At 53.1% G+C, this 18,135-nt stretch carries 16 protein-coding genes and 1 pseudogene; 16 read left to right on the forward strand and 1 reads right to left on the reverse strand.

The genetic code is table 11. The features are described from left to right. Positions 1–214: 214 nt before the first annotated feature. A pseudogene (locus tag DevBK_RS20250) lies at positions 215–1,090 on the reverse strand (ATP-grasp fold amidoligase family protein). A 284-nt stretch (positions 1,091–1,374) separates the two neighbouring features. On the opposite strand from DevBK_RS20250, the gene DevBK_RS20255 reads away from it, so the two are divergent. From DevBK_RS20255 to DevBK_RS20330, 16 genes are all read left to right on the forward strand, one after another. Further along, positions 1,375–2,931, forward strand: a complete 1,557-nt coding sequence (locus DevBK_RS20255; RefSeq protein WP_317186806.1) for an ISL3 family transposase — start codon at positions 1,375–1,377, stop codon at positions 2,929–2,931. 71 nt (positions 2,932–3,002) lie between these two features. Continuing rightward, positions 3,003–3,485 (forward strand): hypothetical protein, encoded by a 483-nt coding sequence (locus tag DevBK_RS20260; RefSeq protein WP_317186807.1) that lies wholly within the window; start codon positions 3,003–3,005, stop codon positions 3,483–3,485. A 486-nt stretch (positions 3,486–3,971) separates the two neighbouring features. Further along, entirely contained in the window at positions 3,972–5,315 is a 1,344-nt protein-coding gene (locus DevBK_RS20265; RefSeq protein WP_317186808.1) for a UDP-glucose/GDP-mannose dehydrogenase family protein, read from the forward strand. Next, on the forward strand, positions 5,312–6,331 hold the full coding sequence (locus DevBK_RS20270; protein WP_317186809.1) for an NAD-dependent epimerase/dehydratase family protein: 1,020 nt from the start codon (positions 5,312–5,314) through the stop codon (positions 6,329–6,331). Before DevBK_RS20265 ends, DevBK_RS20270 begins: the two co-directional genes overlap by 4 nt. Positions 6,332–6,393: 62 nt before the next feature. After that, positions 6,394–7,386, forward strand: a complete 993-nt coding sequence (gene galE, locus DevBK_RS20275) for a UDP-glucose 4-epimerase GalE (RefSeq protein WP_317186810.1) — start codon at positions 6,394–6,396, stop codon at positions 7,384–7,386. A gap of 240 nt (positions 7,387–7,626) precedes the next feature. Continuing rightward, complete coding sequence (locus DevBK_RS20280) at positions 7,627–8,799, forward strand: glycosyltransferase family 4 protein (RefSeq protein ID WP_317186811.1); 1,173 nt, start codon at positions 7,627–7,629, stop codon at positions 8,797–8,799. A gap of 163 nt (positions 8,800–8,962) precedes the next feature. Continuing rightward, on the forward strand, positions 8,963–9,952 hold the full coding sequence (locus DevBK_RS20285; RefSeq protein WP_410494118.1) for a glycosyltransferase family 4 protein: 990 nt from the start codon (positions 8,963–8,965) through the stop codon (positions 9,950–9,952). Continuing rightward, entirely contained in the window at positions 9,949–11,106 is a 1,158-nt protein-coding gene (locus DevBK_RS20290) for a glycosyltransferase (protein WP_317186812.1), read from the forward strand. Before DevBK_RS20285 ends, DevBK_RS20290 begins: the two co-directional genes overlap by 4 nt. Beyond that, complete coding sequence (locus DevBK_RS20295) at positions 11,103–12,191, forward strand: glycosyltransferase family 2 protein (protein WP_317186813.1); 1,089 nt, start codon at positions 11,103–11,105, stop codon at positions 12,189–12,191. The genes DevBK_RS20290 and DevBK_RS20295 overlap by 4 nt, the downstream gene beginning before the upstream one ends. A 98-nt stretch (positions 12,192–12,289) precedes the next feature. After that, a complete protein-coding gene (locus DevBK_RS20300; RefSeq protein ID WP_410494119.1) occupies positions 12,290–13,654 on the forward strand; it encodes a lipopolysaccharide biosynthesis protein in 1,365 nt (454 codons plus the stop codon). Continuing rightward, positions 13,651–14,166: a serine O-acetyltransferase gene (locus DevBK_RS20305; protein WP_317186815.1), complete on the forward strand. Its 516-nt coding sequence runs from the start codon at positions 13,651–13,653 to the stop codon at positions 14,164–14,166. Before DevBK_RS20300 ends, DevBK_RS20305 begins: the two co-directional genes overlap by 4 nt. Next, positions 14,163–15,338 carry a glycosyltransferase gene (locus DevBK_RS20310; RefSeq protein ID WP_317186816.1) on the forward strand — a complete coding sequence of 392 codons (1,176 nt, stop codon included), beginning with the start codon at positions 14,163–14,165 and terminating at the stop codon, positions 15,336–15,338. The genes DevBK_RS20305 and DevBK_RS20310 overlap by 4 nt, the downstream gene beginning before the upstream one ends. Next, positions 15,325–16,716, forward strand: a complete 1,392-nt coding sequence (locus tag DevBK_RS20315; RefSeq protein ID WP_317186817.1) for a hypothetical protein — start codon at positions 15,325–15,327, stop codon at positions 16,714–16,716. The genes DevBK_RS20310 and DevBK_RS20315 overlap by 14 nt, the downstream gene beginning before the upstream one ends. Before the next feature lie 319 nt (positions 16,717–17,035). Continuing rightward, positions 17,036–17,428, forward strand: coding sequence for an IS66-like element accessory protein TnpA (gene tnpA / locus DevBK_RS20320; RefSeq protein ID WP_317186818.1), 393 nt, complete (start codon positions 17,036–17,038; stop codon positions 17,426–17,428). Then, the gene (tnpB, locus tag DevBK_RS20325; RefSeq protein ID WP_317186819.1) at positions 17,425–17,778 is read left to right on the forward strand and encodes an IS66 family insertion sequence element accessory protein TnpB; all 354 of its coding nucleotides are present in this window, start codon (positions 17,425–17,427) and stop codon (positions 17,776–17,778) included. The genes tnpA and tnpB overlap by 4 nt, the downstream gene beginning before the upstream one ends. A 69-nt stretch (positions 17,779–17,847) precedes the next feature. Continuing rightward, a partial coding sequence (locus DevBK_RS20330) for a transposase (RefSeq protein ID WP_317186820.1) occupies positions 17,848–18,135 on the forward strand: 288 nt, incomplete at its 3' end.

Genomic DNA, 18,135 nt, shown 5'->3' on the forward strand with positions numbered 1-18,135 from the left:
CCTGAGAGGAAACCCTTGGGCAGTTCATCCGCGCGGAATGCAATGGGGAACGGTGCTCAAGGTGTCCAACTCACCCCTTGTACGGGAGGGGGGCTTCGGTTTACGCGCCTTATCCAACGCCAAGCGGCTAGTCAGAGCCGCCCCGCACACTCTAACATCAGAAGGCTGCCATAGATTTCTGCGATCATCATAGCCTTCGAACTGTTAGCAGAAGCTAGGCCGGACTAGCGGCAGGCATGAGCCACTGTGAGCCAAATATTCCGTCCCAGGCAGGCGGGTCAAAATGCACGTTCCCGGCATCGGGGTAGAATGTAACTTCGCCGAAGAATGGCTGTGATCCGGTATCGTAGAGATCAACCCGTGCGTAACTGAACTGTTTTCCAATGGTGGAAGCAATCGAAAGCATTTCACTTAGGTTCGCGGGAGCAGGTACGGGTGGGGCTGCTTCGTACGTTATGTGGAACGGCATTTCTGTCCACTCAGGTGTATAGAAGCTTCGTTTGTGGCCCTTGAACCGATCGACGTCAGCCTGAATCGCAAAGACCGTACCACCAAAGGTATGGAATTTGTAATCCACCGGGATGTTGCCATCCCAATCTGTGATGATGGGCTCGACAAAAGCTTTGGGCGGAACCCCTTGGTATGCCCACTCGCGAGTTTTCTTGCCTAGGCTCTGTTTTAGATATTCCGACAATTGACGCCGGATTGGTGAAAAGTCAGCTGGCTTCTCCCACACGAAGATATTGGTGCTCCAGCCGTTCTAAGTTTTAACAATATATGGGGCATCAATATTTTCGAGAGGAAGCTCTTCGGCAGAAGATGCGGAAGCTAACGTTGGAATAACGATGCGATCGCCAAACTTATCGGATATCAAGTCCTTAACTTGCAGTTTGTCGACGTACTTCTGCATTAATGGCAGGCGTTCGTGCAGTTTCCTCCAAGCAATTTTTTCGTTGAAGGTTGCAGGATTGGATAGATTGGGCCATCGTTTGAACGTTCGGAAGTAGGCTAGCCTCACAGCCAGCGGATCTGGCAGAATTGGATCCACCACTTGTAACGTTGCGTTTAAAACTGGCGTAACGAGAAACATATATCCCTCCTGATGATGGAGGGACTACTGCATGCAGCAGTACATATGCGTAAGTGGCCGGCTGCAGTATTGTTTAATGGGTGACATACTTTGTCAGCGGGTCAAAGCTGGCTATCGCCGCAGCCCTCTGGTTAGCCGTCGTCGCTACAGTTGGCGCTCCGCAGTGTTGATTGCCACTGAGAAGTGACCCGTTAGGCGGGGATATTTCCATCGAGATTTGGCTCTGACTCACATTTGCTGCTGTTGCGGCCGAGGTTCGCGCTGGTTCTTAGGAGGATCAGCAGATGCAGCATGGTTTTCAGCGCGCGAGCCTCGCGCCGATTGGCTTTGCGGTGGATGCGGTGCAGGTGGTGGCGGACAGGGTACAAATCCTGCTGCGATCTCGCCGACCGTGGGGAATCTGTCCTAGCTGCGGGAGCCGTAGCCGGCGTGTGCAAAGCCGCTATAGGCGCAGGCCAGCAGATTTGCCGCTCGGTGGACGACGGGTTGAGCTTTCGATCCTCGCGCGTCGTTTCTGGTGTGATGGTGTTCTTTGCGGCCGTCGCATCTTTTGCGAGCGGTTCGATGACAGCGTCTTGGGCCGGTATAGCCGGCGCACGCAGCGGCTCGAGACCATCGTGCACCATCTCGGTCTGGCTTTAGGCGGCAGGCCCGCAGCCAGTTTCGCCGATCGTCTCATGATACCGGTCAGCAAAGACACTTTGCTGCGCGTCGTGCGGCGGCGGGTCACGGACCATGATGACACGCTGACAGTGATTGGAATCGACGACTTCGCTTTTCGGCGCGGGCAAACCTACGGGACGATTGTGTGCGACCTCGAGCGTCGCAGGCCGGTCGTCCTGCTGCCAGATCGCGCGTTGAATACCTCCCGCGCGTGGTTGTCCGAGCATCCAACCATATCAGTCGTCACCCGAGATCGCGGGGGTGGCTATGGCGAGGCGATTGCCAGGGGCTTGCCGAATGCCGAACAGGTCGCCGACCGCTGGCACCTTATGGAAAACTCAAGCCGCGCCTTCCTCGACGCCGTCGGTAAATCCATGCGTCAGATCAGACAGGCGGTAGGCTGCAATATCGTCGACCCCAAGCTGCTGACCTATGCCGAAAAGCTGCAATACGAAGGATATTTGCGCCGGCAGGAGACCAACGAGGCCATCAAAGAGCTGTCGAAGAAGGGAACCTCGATCCGACAGATCGTCCGCCAAACAGGCCATAGCCGGAAGGTCGTGCGCGACGTCCTGCGTGGCCAAAGGTTCGACGTGTTCCGCACGAGACCAAGTTCCCTGGATAGCTGGCCCCCTTGGCCGAACACGCGTTGGGACGAAGGCGTCCGGAATGCTCTGGCGCTCTGGCGCGAGATGCAGGCGCAGGGCTTTCCAGGACAAAGCGGTGTCGTCTCACAATGGGCGCAACGCCGGCGGCTTGCTGAAAAGGCAAATCAAAGCGGGTTGGCGCGAACGCCATCGGCGCGCGTGATCGCCAGGCTGTTGACCACAGCGCGGGACGATCTCGCGAAGTCTGAAGCGATCTTGGTCGCTGCGATCGAAGTGAATGTACCCGAGCTGGTGGTCGCCCGCACCACTATCGGCGAGTTCCAGTCCATGATCCGATCCAAAACAGCAGCCAAGCTGGAAGACTGGTTGCAGGCGGCAAAACTCAGCCTGGTGACCTCATTTGCCAATGGTGTCGAAAGGGACTTGGCGGCTGTCAGAAACGCCATCATCTCTCCATGGTCCAACGGGCAGACCGAAGGACAGATCACGCGCCTGAAGCTCGTGAAACGGCAAATGTATGGGCGCGCAAAGCTCGATTTGCTGCAGGCGAGATTGATCGGGGCCCGATAGCCAAGCCTCAGCAAAAGTGCGCCAGAGCCACTTCTCAATGGAAATATCCCCGCCTAACGGGTCACTTCTCAGTGGCAATCAACACCGCTGCGCTTTATAGCAATTCGACCGTAGAGTTGTCGCTTGGAGAGGTATCTACTCCTGCGGATACAAATACGTCCAAACAAATTTCAGCCTCGGCTCCGGCTCTTAGTCTATATCCTGAATCTAATTTACCCGATTATGTAGATCATCCCGATGGATGCGTCCCTTTGAAAATTGATTCAATTACATATGAGAATAAGCAGATTCGAGTAAGTGAAGCGGATATTGATCAGTTGCGGCCAATTTTGGGAACCTCGAATTGCTCGGTCACTATTACTGAATACAGGAGCACTTCAGCTCCAGATTATGCAAATAAATGGACATCGCAAGCTCGAGAAAATGCAGTTCTAAATTACTTAATTCAAAGCGGAACAAAATTTCGTGATCAATCTGTGCTAGGGTTTGGCGGGACAGATCAATTTGGGCCTGACCAGGCTTCTAATCGTCGCGTGGTCGTAGAAGTTAAATAACGTATGTTCCTATTTAGGGGGGGTGAAATAATAGATCTGCGCAGGAATGTTACATAAAGTTCTTGGCGCCTACCTGTTGCCTTGGGTAATTTCTATTTGGCGTCAATCTTGCGGATCAAGTAGACATCGGCGTCGTGGAGGCGACGGTGTCTATCTGGCGATCATATTTCAAACTCAGGCAATGCCTGATTTTTTCACCACGGACCTGACTGGTCGAATATGCAGAGTGTACCGCAGTATTCTCAATTGTTAAGCTTTGCCTTCATCATGTTTATGACTCAGATCCTCGAAGGAGTCTGAAGCTCGTCAAGCATTCGCGGAGCATGTCGGCCATGCAAAAAAAGCGATTAGCGTCAAAACACGTTATATTTCAGGGGAACTCGCTTCCAACCTGCGCTAACCATTTACCGAAATGTATCAAACCGCGGGTTCTCGACGTCCGTCATTCTATGTAATAAAGCGCCCAAGCATACTTGAGGCACTTCTATGCATATTGCGATGATTGGTAGTGGTTACGTCGGTTTGGTCAGCGGCGCCTGCTTCGCGGATTTTGGTCATGACGTCACCTGCGTCGATCTCAATGAGCAGAAGATAGAAGCGCTCAAAAAAGGCGAAATTCCAATCTTTGAACCTGGTCTTGATGCTCTAGTAGCAGACAACGCAAAAGCAGGGCGTTTGACCTTCACCACGGACCTAGCCCCAGCAGTTGCAAAGGCTGATGTGGTTTTCATCGGCGTGGGAACTCCCTCGCGCCGCGGCGATGGACACGCCGACCTGTCGTACGTGTATGCGGCAGCCGCAGAAATTGCGCGCGCAGTTGAAGGTTTCACGGTTGTTGTCACAAAGTCGACGGTGCCTGTCGGTACTGGTGATGAAGTGGAGCGGATTATCCGCGAAACAAATCCCCTTGCAGACGTCATCGTTGTATCCAATCCCGAATTCCTCCGCGAAGGAGCGGCGATCGACGACTTCAAACGTCCCGACCGTATTGTCGTCGGCATCGAAGATGAGCGCGCTCGCGAAGTCATGACAGAGATTTACCGTCCACTTTACCTAAACCAGGCTCCGCTGATGTTCACCGGTCGCCGTACCGCCGAGCTAATTAAATACGCTGGCAACGCGTTTCTGGCCATGAAAATCACGTTCATCAATGAGATGGCGGATTTGTGTGAGCGAACCGGCGCGAACGTTCAGGATGTTGCTCGAGGTATAGGGCTTGATGGTCGCATAGGCGGCAAGTTTCTTAACGCTGGACCGGGTTATGGTGGATCCTGCTTTCCGAAGGATACTCTGGCTCTCGTGAAAACGGGTCAAGACTACGATTCTCCATTGCGCCTAGTTGAGGCAACCGTCGAGGTAAATAATCGGCGGAAGCGCGCCATGGGGCGCAAAGTTATTGCCGCTGCGGGTGGAAATGTTCGCGGCAAGACCATCGGAATTCTTGGCCTGACCTTCAAACCAAACACCGATGACATGCGCGATGCACCCTCCATTGCGATTATCCAAGCACTCCAGGACGCTGGTGCAACCATTCGCGCTTACGATCCAGAGGGCATTGAGATGGCAAAGTTGGTGGTTCAAAACATCGACTACGCAGCTGATGCGTATGATGCGGCCAACGGTGCTGATGTTCTAGTGCTAGTAACTGAATGGAACGAGTTCCGCTCTCTCGATCTTGTTCGCGTTAAAGCGCAGATGAATACGCCCGTCTTCGTCGACCTTCGCAATGTTTATCGACAGAAGGAGGTCGAGGCTGCAGGCTTCAGCTACCACAGCGTAGGACGCCCGGTGGCTGACGAGCACGCAGACACTCCGGCTGTCTCTGAATGAAAATCTTAGTAACTGGTGCCGCCGGGTTCATCGGCTTCCATTTGAGCCAGCGTCTCTTAGAAAAGGGTCATCAGGTCCTTGGTTATGATGGGATGACTAAGTATTACGACGTTTCTCTTAAGGAGAAACGTCTAGCGATTCTGAAGCGGTGGAGTAAGTTCAGGTTCGTCGCGGCAATGCTCGAAGAGAAGTCCGCGTTGGATGAAGCGGTAGATGGGTTTGAACCCGAAGTGATTATCCACCTCGCGGCTCAGGCCGGAGTGCGCTACAGTCTTGAAGCGCCGGAAGCGTATATTTCTTCTAACTTACTTGGGAGCTTCAATGTCCTTGAGCTCGCCAAGAAAATTAGGCCAAGGCATCTCTTGATCGCCTCGACCTCCTCAGTCTACGGCGGTAATGAGAAGATGCCGTTTGTAGAAGCAGACCGCACCGACTTTCCGGTCTCGCTCTATGCTGCCACTAAAAAGGCATGCGAAGAGATGAGCCATTCCTACGCTCACCTTTTCAATATTCCTACCACATGCTTCCGCTTTTTCACCGTGTATGGCGCGTGGGGACGGCCCGATATGGCACTCTACAAATTTGTGGATGCAATCGAGCAAGGCCATGCCATTGAGGTGTACGGGATGGGTCAAATGCAACGCGATTCAACCGCGGTTGGCGATCTTGTTGAGGCGATTTCTCGGTTGATTGACGCTGTTCCGGATTCCTCAAAACCAGCTCATGGCGTTCAAGATTCACTCTCGCCAGTCGCGCCATGGCGGGTGGTAAATATTGCTGGTGGAACTCCAACTCCACTATTGAAATTCATCGCGGCAATAGAATCGGCTTTAGGTAAAGTTGCGATCAAGAATATGTTGCCTATGCAGGCGGGTGATGTTGTCTCGACCTTCGCTGATGCGGGCCTGCTCAAAGCGTTAACTGGGTATGCTCCAAGCACACCTATTGAGACGTGTGTGGATGAATTTGTGGTTTGGTATAGGAAGTATAAATCTGAGATTGCGTTCGAGTCGTAATTTTTACCTTCGAATAGATCGCCTTTTCTTAAGCAAATCCCTCGATAAGTTGGAGATGTATGATGGCAGTTTTGGTTACCGGCGGGGCCGGCTATATCGGCAGCCACATGGTGCTCAATCTGGCCGATGCCGGCGAAGACGTCATCGTGCTCGACAATCTCGTCACCGGCTTTGATTGGGCCATCGATGGCCGCGCGCGCTTCGTTCAGGGCAATGCCGGCGATGTCGATTTCGTCGTCGGCTTGATCGAAAAATACGGCATCACCGAGATCATCCATTTCGCCGGCTCGATCGTCGTGCCGGAATCGGTGACCAATCCGCTCAAATACTACGCCAACAACACCGCGACCTCCCGCAACCTCATCGAGGCTGCGGTCAAGGGCGGCGTCAAACACTTCATCTTCTCTTCGACCGCTGCCGTTTATGGCATGACCGGCCTCGCTCCCGTCGTCGAAGACACCCCGCTCAATCCCATGTCGCCCTATGGCCGCTCCAAGCTCATGACCGAGTGGATGCTGGCGGACGTCGCAGCGGCTCATCCGCTTACCTTCGGCGTCCTGCGCTACTTCAACGTTGCCGGCGCGGATCCACAGAAACGTTCCGGCCAGTCGACGCCTCTCGCCACCCATCTGATCAAGGTCGCCTGCCAGACCGCGCTCGGCCAGCGCGAAAAGATGGACATTTTCGGCACCGACTACGAGACACCCGACGGCACTTGCGTCCGCGACTATATCCACGTCACCGACCTGATTTCCGCTCACGCCCTTCTCCTCGGCCATCTGCGCCAGGGCGGGGAAAGCACGACGCTCAACTGCGCCTACGGCCGCGGCTTTTCCGTGCGTGAAGTGGTCGAAACGGTCCGCAAAGTCTCGGGCGTCAATTTCCGGGCCGATGAAGGCGCGCGCCGTCTCGGCGATCCGGCTTCGATCACCGCGACAGGCGAAAAGGTCCGCTCGCTCCTCGGCTGGGTGCCGCAGCATGACGATCTCAACGAAATCGTCGAAACCGCCTATGCCTGGGAACGTCACCTGATGACCCGCAATCGCAAAACTTGATTGCGCGTAAAAGGTCTCTCGGGTAACTGCCAAATCTGTCGCACTGATAATAGTAAACTATTTTATAATTTTATGTTCATGAAACTAATGCACTAAAATATTGTAAAAATTTCTATTTTGTTGAAGCCGGTGTAATTTCAGTTATTGTTGTAAATTATTTTGTGTCGTCTATTGTTTTGTTTTGTAGATAGAATTTTACGGGGTAGACTAGGTTCCAGACATCAGTGGGCGGTCAAATGCATGTCGCTACAAAACGCTATTTTTGCCGGCTTTTGTGTGGCCAAAGCGCTGTGGCAAGTGGAGGGGCAATTGGTGCCTAAGCGAAATATCGGACGACGCCACATTATGATGGCTGGGTTGCGTAGCATTGATGCTCAAGGTGGTATAGAAACCCACGTAAGAGAGCTGGCGACAAGACTTGCTGAGCGAGATGTTCTTGTGGAAGTGGTCGAGCGCAAGCCGTACGCTGATGTGTCCAAATATCAGAGGCGCGAAGTGGATGGGGTAGTTCGCTCTCCGCTTTGGTCTCTCCGTAGCCAGAGTTTTGAAGCGGTGTCGGGTACTTTCGCTGCGGTATTGTGGAGCGCTTGGCGACGTCCCATGGTTTTACATATTCATGGTATCGGCCCGGCGCTTCTTACTCCGCTGGCAAAATTGTTAGGTCTACGAGTGGTGGTGACCCATCACGGACGGGACTACAATCGAGAGAAGTGGGGAACTATCGCTAAAATCGCGCTGAAAGCGGGTGAGTGGTCTGCCCTCACATTTGCAGACGAAGTGATAGCAGTTTCATCACGACTTAGCCAGGAGCTCTCTAAGACAAGCTCGCGCAACGTCCATGGCATTCCTAATGGCGTTTCCAAAACGGCGAATAGCGGTACATCGACCGGAGGTTTCGACTTTCCGTACATACTGTCGGTGGGGCGGATCGTTCCGGAGAAGCGACATCTTGATCTCATGCGAGCTTTCTTGGCAATCGATCGCGGCGACGTCCATCTTGTAATCGCTGGGGGTGCTGACCATGAGACTGCGTACTCCTCTGAGGTGCAGCGCTTGGCATCGAGCTCGCCCCACGTGCATCTGTTGGGTGCTATTCCATGGGTTCAGGTCCAGAAACTCTATACGGACGCTCGGTTGTTTGTCATCCCGTCGACCCATGAGGGGCTGCCGATTGCTCTACTTGAAGCCATGGCTTCTGGGTGTGATGTCATCGCAAGTGATATATCGCCCCATTTAGAAGTGGGCTTACCCGCTCGTGCATATTTCACTGTCGGTGACGTCAACGGACTTTGCGAAAAGCTAACGGAAGCGCTTGATCGCCCCTCTAACAGAGTTGATTGGGGAGCGGAACTCGAGCGGTTTGACTGGAACACCATAGTTGATCAAACCATGCAGGTTTACGGTGTCTCGTAGTAAGTTGGAAATTGGCATCCTTATGCCGGAGATGTTGCCAGTACCGCCTACACTCGGTGGAGCCGTTGAGCATTGGGTTCATAGGCTTTCCGATTACTGGAAGCCTGACAACGCTAATCTATCGATAATATCTAGGCCATCCGACGCGCCGGGTTTAGCTGGTGTGAGCTATATCGGAGTGCCGTGGCGACGCTACGAGCAATCAGCGAATGACCTCAAGCAGGCTTCTTCACAAGGTAGTCTGCCGCGCCTTATATCTAAAACCATCGTGTCGTTATCTTACAACATTCGGACACGGCCGCTGGCCCGCTCGTTTGACGTGTTGATTATCCAGAACGACCCAATTGCGCTTTTGATGCTCAATAAACGGCCAGAGCAAGCTGTTATCTTGCATATGCACAACGATCACCTCACTTCGCGGGGGCCTTCCCGATACTATGATAAAGCGCTCGATAAGGCAGATAAGGTAATCTTCGTTTCAGACTACGTAAAACGAAGAGCTGCGAGTGCCTTTGCTCACCACGCGCACCGCTTCACCACTGTGTTGAACGGGACCGATCTAGTTGAGGCGCCGTCAATCGCACCTGCCAATCGTCCTTTTATCCTCTTTGCCGGGAGACTTGTGGACGAGAAGGGGCCACACATTTTGTTAGAGGCCTTCTCTAGGATTGCCTCAGAATTTCCGATGCACGATCTGGTGTTGGCCGGCTCGTCCTTCTTCGGCAATGCGCCGACAACGGCATATGAGCGGAGGCTAAGGTCTCTTGTACATAATTTATCTGATCGCGTGAAGTTCACCGGTTTCTTGGGCCGTCGTGAACTCAATGAGCTCTATGCCACTACGGACGCTGTCATTGTCCCTTCTATCTGGCAGGACCCTTGTCCGTTGACTGTGCTCGAGGGTATGGCTGCGGGTCGGACAGTGATCGCAACTAGGGTTGGAGGCATTCCCGAATTGATAACGCATGGCGAAAACGGTCGCTTGGCCATGCCTGACGCGACCAGCCTAGCCGAAGAAATACGAACTACCCTTTCCCAGCCAAGTCTGCGTGAGGCTATGGGGCGCAACGCCAGAGAAGAAATTAGACGACGCTTCCAGTGGTCACGAGTTGTGGCGGACTTCGACGCGGTAGTGAATGAGGTTCGCAGGTGATCGTTGTCGTTTATCCGCAGCTGTCTGGAGTGGGCGGTATCGCCCGCTATATAGAGTCCTGGCTGGCCAACATCTCAGACGGCAACGAAAAAATGTTGGTAATCCATGGTGGCAGCGAAGTACGGCTCAAGGCCCGCGCCGATGTTGTTGAACTTAAGTATATTCCGATGCCAGAGGGGCGTCTAGGATTAGCCATCTGGACATTGCGGGTCCGTAAACTACTGCGGTCGCTGCAGAATCAAGGACTTGTTAGTGCTATAAATTTCCACGCTCCACCGCTTATTCCCGCATTCTCTATACCCGGCGGAATCCCGCTAACCGTGACAGCCCATACCACCTACTACGGGATGTCTGGGCGGCTACTTGGACTGCCGCTCTTTCCGTCGTCTTGGTCTCGCCTGTCGGTGAAAATAAAAATGGCGATGGAGCGATGGCTATTCCAGCGGGCGTCTAAAATAATCACGCTCACTGAGCAAGGGCGTTCGGAAGTTCTTCACTACGGATATAGAGGAACGATTAAAGTCATCCCCAACGGCGTGGACCTCTCCCAATTTTCTAGAGATTTGGATGATATCACCAAAGACATTGATGTCGTTTTTCCAGGACGTATCGAGCCGCGTAAGGGGAGTCTCGTTTTACCTCTGATTATCGAGCGACTGATAGCGATTCACCCATCTATTAGGATTGCCGTAGTTGGGTACGGTGAAGGACAGGCCGGAGTGGAAGCTGTGGCACAGAGATATCCGGACAATGTAATCTTCACAGGTCAAGTGCCATTTGCCGAAATGGTAGGCTGGCTAAAACGTTCGAAAATATACGCAGCGCCGTCGTTCTATGAGGGATTGCCGGGGACTTGTGTTGAAGCTATGGCCATGTCATTGCCGGTTGTTGTGTGGGACATGCAGTTCTATGACGGACTCGTCGAAAACGCACAAAACGGCATACGTGTAAAGCCAGGCGACGTTGGTGAATTTGCTGCCGTCGCCATTGATCTATTGCGGTCCGGCCGCATCGAAGCGATGGGAGAGGCTGCTCATCATCGCGCAACTACCGCGTATAGTTGGTTCATGTTGGCCGACCAGATCACGAGCGCGATTACGGACAACGAAAAGGACTTGCAGGTGGTTGTGACTTCTAAGCGGCTTGCCGAATGACCCATACGCTTGTGTCAATCGGTCGGCCGGTCCCCGACGCCAAAGGTGAGGTGCGGGTTTTTGGAATGTTGCGCAATGAACGCCAAAGACTTCCACACTTCGTTCAGCACTATCGTCAGCTGGGCGTCGACCGGCTCATAATCGTAGATAACAATTCGTCAGATGGCAGCAGAGAATGGCTCTTGGAACAGCCGGATTGCCACGTCTACTGGACCTCTGCCCCCTACTCGGAAGCTCGGTCGGGTGTCGACTGGATAAACACCCTAGTGCAGCTCCATGGGCTAGATGGGTGGTGCTTGTTCGCTGATGCTGACGAGCTATTCGTGTATCCGCAGTTTGAGGCGATCAATATCCATCGGTATGTCGACAAGCTAGATGAACGTGGCGACCACGGTGTAGTGGCTTACATGCTTGACATGTATCCTCATGGGGCGCTCTCCAGTGCGCAACTTGATGACAAATCATCGATTTTCGATGTTGCTAACCGCATGGACAGTGAATACGCTTATCAGGTAAAGCCTGCCCGCGTAGGGAAAAAGCCCCGTTTCCCGGGTATACGCGTGCTTGGTGGCCCTAGACAACGCTTTGCACGACCTCTGAACGTTGAAGTATCGCGCGGCTGGGGTCACGCATTTATACATTCTAAGCTTGAGAAGCTGGCGGGAATGACCGGCGTAACCGCTCTAGGCCTCGATAGAGCTCTGTGGCAGATGCCCACCGTTCTCGAGAAGGTTCCCCTGGTACGGCCCGACAAAGGATTTTCCTTCCACAGAGGTGCGCACTCCACCACACCATTGAAACTTGCGGACGAAATGGCAGTACTGCTCCATTACAAATTTCTCGCAGATTTTCATGAGAGGGTTGAGCGGGTTATCTCGGAAGGCCAGTACTATCGAGGGGGCGCTCACTATAAGTGGTATCGGGACGCTATAAGCCGTTCAAATAACGATAGCCTAGAGTATAGTGGATCAGTCAAATTTGAAGGTAGCGAGACGCTAATCCGGCTCGGCATGTTCCCCAGGCTGTCAACTATTGCCGGTACCGGATTGGTTATGTCTAATCCCCACATAGCAAGTGTAGTATGACGAGTCCTGAAGTCACCGGGGGAAGGTTAGAGACGCGAACTCTGGTGTCTGCATCGGCATGGTCGCTAGTCCGTGTCTGGGGATCTCGAGCTACCACCTTGGTGGTGTTCTTTGTACTGGCTCGTATACTTTCCCCGGCCGACATCGGCGCACTGAGCATGATAGCTGCAATCATTGTGCTGGTGCAGGTTGCCACTGAGTCAACGCTTGCTGAATACATTGTCCAAGAGCAAAACAATCGGGCCGACCAAATAAACTCTATATTTTGGGGGCAGGTCGGCATTTCGACTTTTGCTGCTCTAATAGTGGCGGGGACCGCGCCATGGTGGGCAATAAGCGTTATCGGTCACGATCAAAGCGTCGCAATGACGCAAGTTCTTTCGGTCGCAGTCATCATCTCGGCGATTGGGCGGGTACCCGATGCTTTGCTTCGCTCAGAGCTTAAATATAAGCAGATTGCCGTTCGTTCGCTGATTAGCACGGTGGCTGGAGCCGCGGTAGGGTTGTCAGCGGCCCTGCTCGGTTTCGGCATTTGGAGTCTGGTAGCCAAGCAACTGACTGAGTCAGCAGTTGATTGCGCAGCGAGTTTTTTGGTGAGCCGGTGGCGCCCCGGTGCTCCGTCCATTGCCAATCTTGGCGAGCCACTAAAGTATGGCATCGGGTTGGCAGGCGTTTACGCAGTGTCCGTGCTGAATTCGCAACTTGATTTCTTCGTAATTGGCGCTGTGCTAGGCCCGGTTGCCTTGGGCCTTTATGCTGTGTCGTACCGCATTTCTCAGACGGTTAACGACATGTTTGCTGGCGTAGTCAGCCGAACGTCGGTGCCGATTATCTCAAAAGGAAAGGGCAATCCAGCGGAACTCCGCAGCTTACATCTGCGGATGTTGACGCTGGTAACCATTGCGGCGATCCCAATCTATGTTGTTTTGTTTGTTGTGAGCCGACCTGCACTGATCTTTCTTGCAGGAGAGCAATGGGCGTCGGGCGCGGTAACTATGCAGATATTATGTATAGCGGGGCCCATCGCGGTGGCGGGTTCTCTCAATGCCGGCGTCCTAATTGCTATGAAAAAAACTGGTACGCAGTTCCGCATAACTGGAGCGAGTCTTCTACTGAGTGCGGTACTTTTTTTCGTGAGTGCTCATTGGGGCCTTGAGGCTGTAGCCGGAGCATCGGTTCTAAGAATGATAGCCACGAGTGGTATAGGAACCTATGCGGCAGCGAAGGTGACAACCGTGAGTGTTCTCGACATCGTTGGTGCGGTGATTCCGTCAGTGATTGTCGGTCTTGTCGGTGGGGTCTGTGCGTCGATAGTTATGAGTTTGACAACAACCGAACCTCCCTGGCTTCAGTTGTTCGCCTCGGGAATAGTTGCCTGTCTCGCCATGGGTGTCGTGATGCTGGCGATATATCGCAAGCGGATCAGAGTGGCCTTAGCAAGCCTAAAAGCCAAAACACTATGATTTTGTACAAGCTCATCCGAGAGGATCTTCGTACGCACCGAGAAGGCCTTTTTAGCCAAGGCTTTTGGGCCTTATTCGTGTACCGGTTATCGCATCCGCGCACCAAGGTTCGAACCCCATTCATCAGGGTGCCGTACTACATCATCAATCGGTTGATGCAGAAATTCATCGAGATCAGTTGCGGCATTTGTCTTCCAGAAACATCCGTCGTTGGGCGCCGACTGAATATCGAGCATTTTGGGTCCATAATTGTTCACGGCCGCGCTGTAATTGGCGATGACGTCATTCTTAGACAGGGTGTAACAATTGGAAACCGCTCGCAGGGCTACCCAGAGGAGGCGCCGGTCATCGGGAATCGTGTCGTGATTGGCGCTGGCGCCAAGGTCCTCGGCAACGTTTGTGTCGGCGACGGGGCTGTTATCGGTGCAAATGCCGTGGTGGTGAAGGACGTGCCACCAGGGGCCCTGGCAGTAGGAGTGCCTGCGCGGATTATCGAAAGGGGCGTTAGTTGACCCGCATCTTATTCTTTCATCCGGATGGACATCCGACTTTCCGCCCAGACGTGGCCATCCTGTTCGGCAAGTACATGACTGATAATGGCGTTTTCTGCGATGTAGTAAGCCACGCCACAGGTCAATCCGCGGTCCCGACTGAATGGCAGAATAGCGCCCTATACCTTGCACGGGGTGGAAAATTGAGCCGTCTGCTATTCACCATCCAAAAGTTGGTTTCGCTCAGATTTCGCGACTACGACGCCGTGCTGGTTCGTGACATGCCAATTATAGCGTGGCTAATATTTATAAAGGCTTTATTTGCTCGCACTCCGTTTCTTTATTGGCGCTCGTTCCCGATAGCTTTGATGGATCTAACGATTCTCAAAAAAAGCTGGGGTGACATATCTTGGCTCCGGCGTGCTTGGCTGGCTCTGAAGGGGGGGGGCGGTGCTCTACTTGAGCGCATGCTCATTGCCAACTCGTTTCCGGCACATACTTTCGTTCAAAGTAAAGCAATGGCACTAGAGGTCCAGGGGTGGGGAGCAAACCCACGTAATGTTACTGCAGTTCCTATGTGCATTGATCCGGAAAGATTTCCGTCGTCAATCAGGAATATTGAGTCGACAATACCAAGAGTTATCTATGTCGGTGCATGCGATCGTCCACGTGGCGTCGATGTCATGATCAGCATGCTTGAGGAGTTAGCGCGGAGAAACATTCACATAGAATTGGCTATTGTAGGGGACGCGCAAGAGCCTGCTGATAGGGAATGGCTTCGTGAAACCATTAAGAGAAGTCCCGCGTCAGAGAAGATAATTTTTACTGGTTGGGTGAGCACATCGGAAGTAAGTCGTCACTTGGACATGGCAAGTATAGCAATTTGCCTGACTCCGGTAGATTCTATATTCAGCGTCGGAAGCCCCACAAAGCTTGTTGAATATATGGCATCGGGTCTTCCTGTGATCGTGAATGAACATCCAGATCAAACGGATTTGATCTCATCATCCGGCGGTGGAATTATATCTAATCTCAGCCCTATAGATCTAGCAAATAGCGTTGAGTCTATAATATCTGATAATATTGCACGCTCCGCTATGGGGGGTGCTGGTCGATCTTACGTATTGCAAAATCGCAATTATGTGATGATGTCCAAATCTGTTGCTGAGGTAATCCGGCATGCTATTGTCTAATCATGCGGGGTACTCTATTGCAAACAAGAGGTTGGATATTGTTGTATTATTGACTTCTGGATTCTTGCTGTATGTTGTCGGATCTGTAATTTACTATGGAAAACTGACAGCAGTATATCAGTTGTCATATCTTGGGGGGCCGATCATACTGTTGGCCTGCGCTCTTAGGGGCGGGTTCCGTAGCACGATCCTAACTTGGCCGATGCGTGCGCTTGTAATCTGGATGCTTTGGCTTGTGGTGGGGTCAATTGGAAGCGGCATTCCAGTAGAGCAAATGCTGCTAGGTTTAAGAATTTATGCGCCGGTTTTTTTTGTGGCACTCGGTATCTCCCTATGGCCGAACCCCATCCCCCTGATTCAGCGGCTTGAGAAAGCTGCTGTGTGGGTGCCCATAGTACAGATGCCCTTTGTTCTCCAACAGTTCTTTGTGGTGCGAGCTGGCCGATCGGCTATTTCATGGGATTCAGTAGTTGGCACTTTTGGTGGTGACCCCCTTGCGGGCGGTGACAGCCCGGGCTTGGCTCTGGCAGTTACCGTTGCAACAGTTATTGCGCTCTATCTACGGCGCCACGGCCGTATATCTCGTTCGCTTTTCTGGGCTTCAATAGCGTCATCCTTTTTAATATTGATCATGAGCGAGGTTAAACTTTTTCTAATACTTCTTCCTGTCGTTTTATTTTTGAGTGTATCTCATTTCATATGGAGAAGGCCTTCAGTTATTGTTTCATTTTTGGTGTTTACCCCGATTTTTGTGATTATTTTATTGAGCATATACCAAAATTTGTACTGGGGTACTACGAGCTCATCATCTATTGAAGATTCTGTTTCTGCGAGTTTTTCGTACTTCTTCGATGAGGATGGTGCAAATTATGAGACTGGTCAGGTTAGTCGTGGAGCATCATTTGCGCTATGGTCGAATGATTTTGCCTCAGGCGCCGATCGAAAGTTTGCCGGATACGGTATGGCCTCAACTCGCTTCAGCAGTGCTGTTGCTGTAGGAGAGATTGGAGGTCGCTATTATCCGCTAGACGTCGGAGCCACGGCCGTTGCGCAGCTGTTATGGGACGGGGGCATAGTTGCAGCCGGCCTCTACATTCTAGCGTTACTTCTAGGTATCGCTCGAGCCAGGCGAATTCTCCTGCAACTACGCGACCCGCTACAACGAGATCGCATTGCCGCGCTTCGCGCAATATTATTTTCAATTGTCGTCATGCTTTTTTATAATAAATCCTTCGTAGACTTGGCGTTCGAGCAACTATTGCTGGGTATGACTTTAGGTATTGTGTCTAGTAGGCATGTGTGGAGGAAGTCAGAGTCTAGGTTAGGATTAGAGGTTGCAGAAGAAATTAACTATGCCTTAGTTTCGAAGGCCTCTTAGTTCTGTGGCACACGTGTGTTCACACTTGATAGACGAAAATCACCTCACGCCAGCAAACTCCAGGATGTACGGGGGATCGCCAAACTGCAGATTCTGGCGGCGCATCTCGGACGGTTAAGTTCAGAGTGCGATCCTTCAAGTTTCTTTCGAAGCATTCGGACGTGCCGCGCAACTTCTGACAGACAGTGCTCCCCGGTGCATCTGAACCTGTAGAGCAGAAACCACCCGGTTCAGAGTAAGCGGTGTCCTACCCCCACCTTCCTCCCGTTTGTGAGCCATGAGATTGCGCACTGATTGATGTCAGTGCGGGAGTTTCTCCATGGACGCTCCATTGGAGCTTCTCACAAATAGCGGTAGACGGCGCCGCAATCGGCAGTGGCCCGATGAGGTTAAGGCGCGGATTGTCGCCGAGACGTTGCGGCCCGGAGCAACCATTAGTGAAGTTGCGGAGCGGCATGGGCTGAAGCCCAACCATATTTCCTCTTGGCGAACCCTTGCGCGGAGGGGGAGGCTGGTGCTGCCGGCACCAGAGGATGCGGTGGAGTTTGCGACGCTGATGGTCGCTCCGGTTGATGAGGCACTGGCGGCCGCGGATCGGGCGGCATCGGCTGGGCCCGAGGTCGTGGTGGGATCGGTGATCATCCGGCTCGAGCCTGGCGCCTCGGCGGTCCGGATTGCCTCGGTCGTACGCGCGCTGACGGCGCTCACATGATCTTCCCCTCGAGCCGGGTGCGGATCATGGTGGCGACCAAGCCGATCGACTTTCGCAAAGGCCATGACAGCCTGGCGGCGCTGGTCAAGAACGCGTTGCACGAGGACCCGTTCACCGGCACGGTCTTCGTGTTCCGCGCCAAGAAGTCTGATCGGCTGAAGTTGCTCTACTGGGACGGCACCGGATTGGTCATGACTTACAAGCGATTGGAAGAGCACACCTTCAGTTGGCCTGCGGTGACAGATGGCCTGATGACGTTGAGCCACGCGCAGTTCGAGGCGCTGTTCTCTGGGCTCGATTGGCGGCGGGTTCGGGCGGTGGAAGCGAAGGCGCCAGAAGCGGTGGAATGACTGCGTCAGGATGACTCAGGGCTTGTCTTTTTGCGGGCTCGGCGGCGACTGATCTGGTAGATTCCGGACATGCTCGATGCCGCCGAACTTCCTGACGATATTGCCGCCCTCAAGGCGCTGCTTGTCGCTGCGGCGTTGCGCGATCAGCGCAAGGACGAGCGGATCGCCCAGTTGGAAAAGCTGGTCGCTGCGTTCAAGCAGGCAGCCTTCGGACGACGGTCGGAAAAGAGCGATCCTGACCAGTTCGAACTGGCGCTGGAAGATCTGGAAACGGCCATCGCGGTTATCCATGCCGAAGAAGACGCCGAGGATCGCGTCGCTCGAGGGCCGGCCAAACCGCGCAATGCCAACCGTGGT

This window comes from Devosia sp. BK (genome assembly GCF_032907385.1).
Classification (GTDB): Bacteria; Pseudomonadota; Alphaproteobacteria; order Rhizobiales; family Devosiaceae; genus Devosia.

Coding starts and splice junctions, on each gene's coding strand:
- DevBK_RS20255 (WP_317186806.1), top strand. CDS start 1,375: ATGCAGCATGGTTTTCAGCGCGCGAGCCTCGCGCCGATTGGCTTTGCG.
- DevBK_RS20265 (WP_317186808.1), top strand. CDS start 3,972: ATGCATATTGCGATGATTGGTAGTGGTTACGTCGGTTTGGTCAGCGGC.
- DevBK_RS20270 (WP_317186809.1), top strand. CDS start 5,312: ATGAAAATCTTAGTAACTGGTGCCGCCGGGTTCATCGGCTTCCATTTG.
- galE (WP_317186810.1), top strand. CDS start 6,394: ATGGCAGTTTTGGTTACCGGCGGGGCCGGCTATATCGGCAGCCACATG.
- DevBK_RS20280 (WP_317186811.1), top strand. CDS start 7,627: ATGTCGCTACAAAACGCTATTTTTGCCGGCTTTTGTGTGGCCAAAGCG.
- DevBK_RS20295 (WP_317186813.1), top strand. CDS start 11,103: ATGACCCATACGCTTGTGTCAATCGGTCGGCCGGTCCCCGACGCCAAA.
- DevBK_RS20305 (WP_317186815.1), top strand. CDS start 13,651: ATGATTTTGTACAAGCTCATCCGAGAGGATCTTCGTACGCACCGAGAA.
- DevBK_RS20315 (WP_317186817.1), top strand. CDS start 15,325: ATGCTATTGTCTAATCATGCGGGGTACTCTATTGCAAACAAGAGGTTG.
- tnpA (WP_317186818.1), top strand. CDS start 17,036: ATGGACGCTCCATTGGAGCTTCTCACAAATAGCGGTAGACGGCGCCGC.
- tnpB (WP_317186819.1), top strand. CDS start 17,425: ATGATCTTCCCCTCGAGCCGGGTGCGGATCATGGTGGCGACCAAGCCG.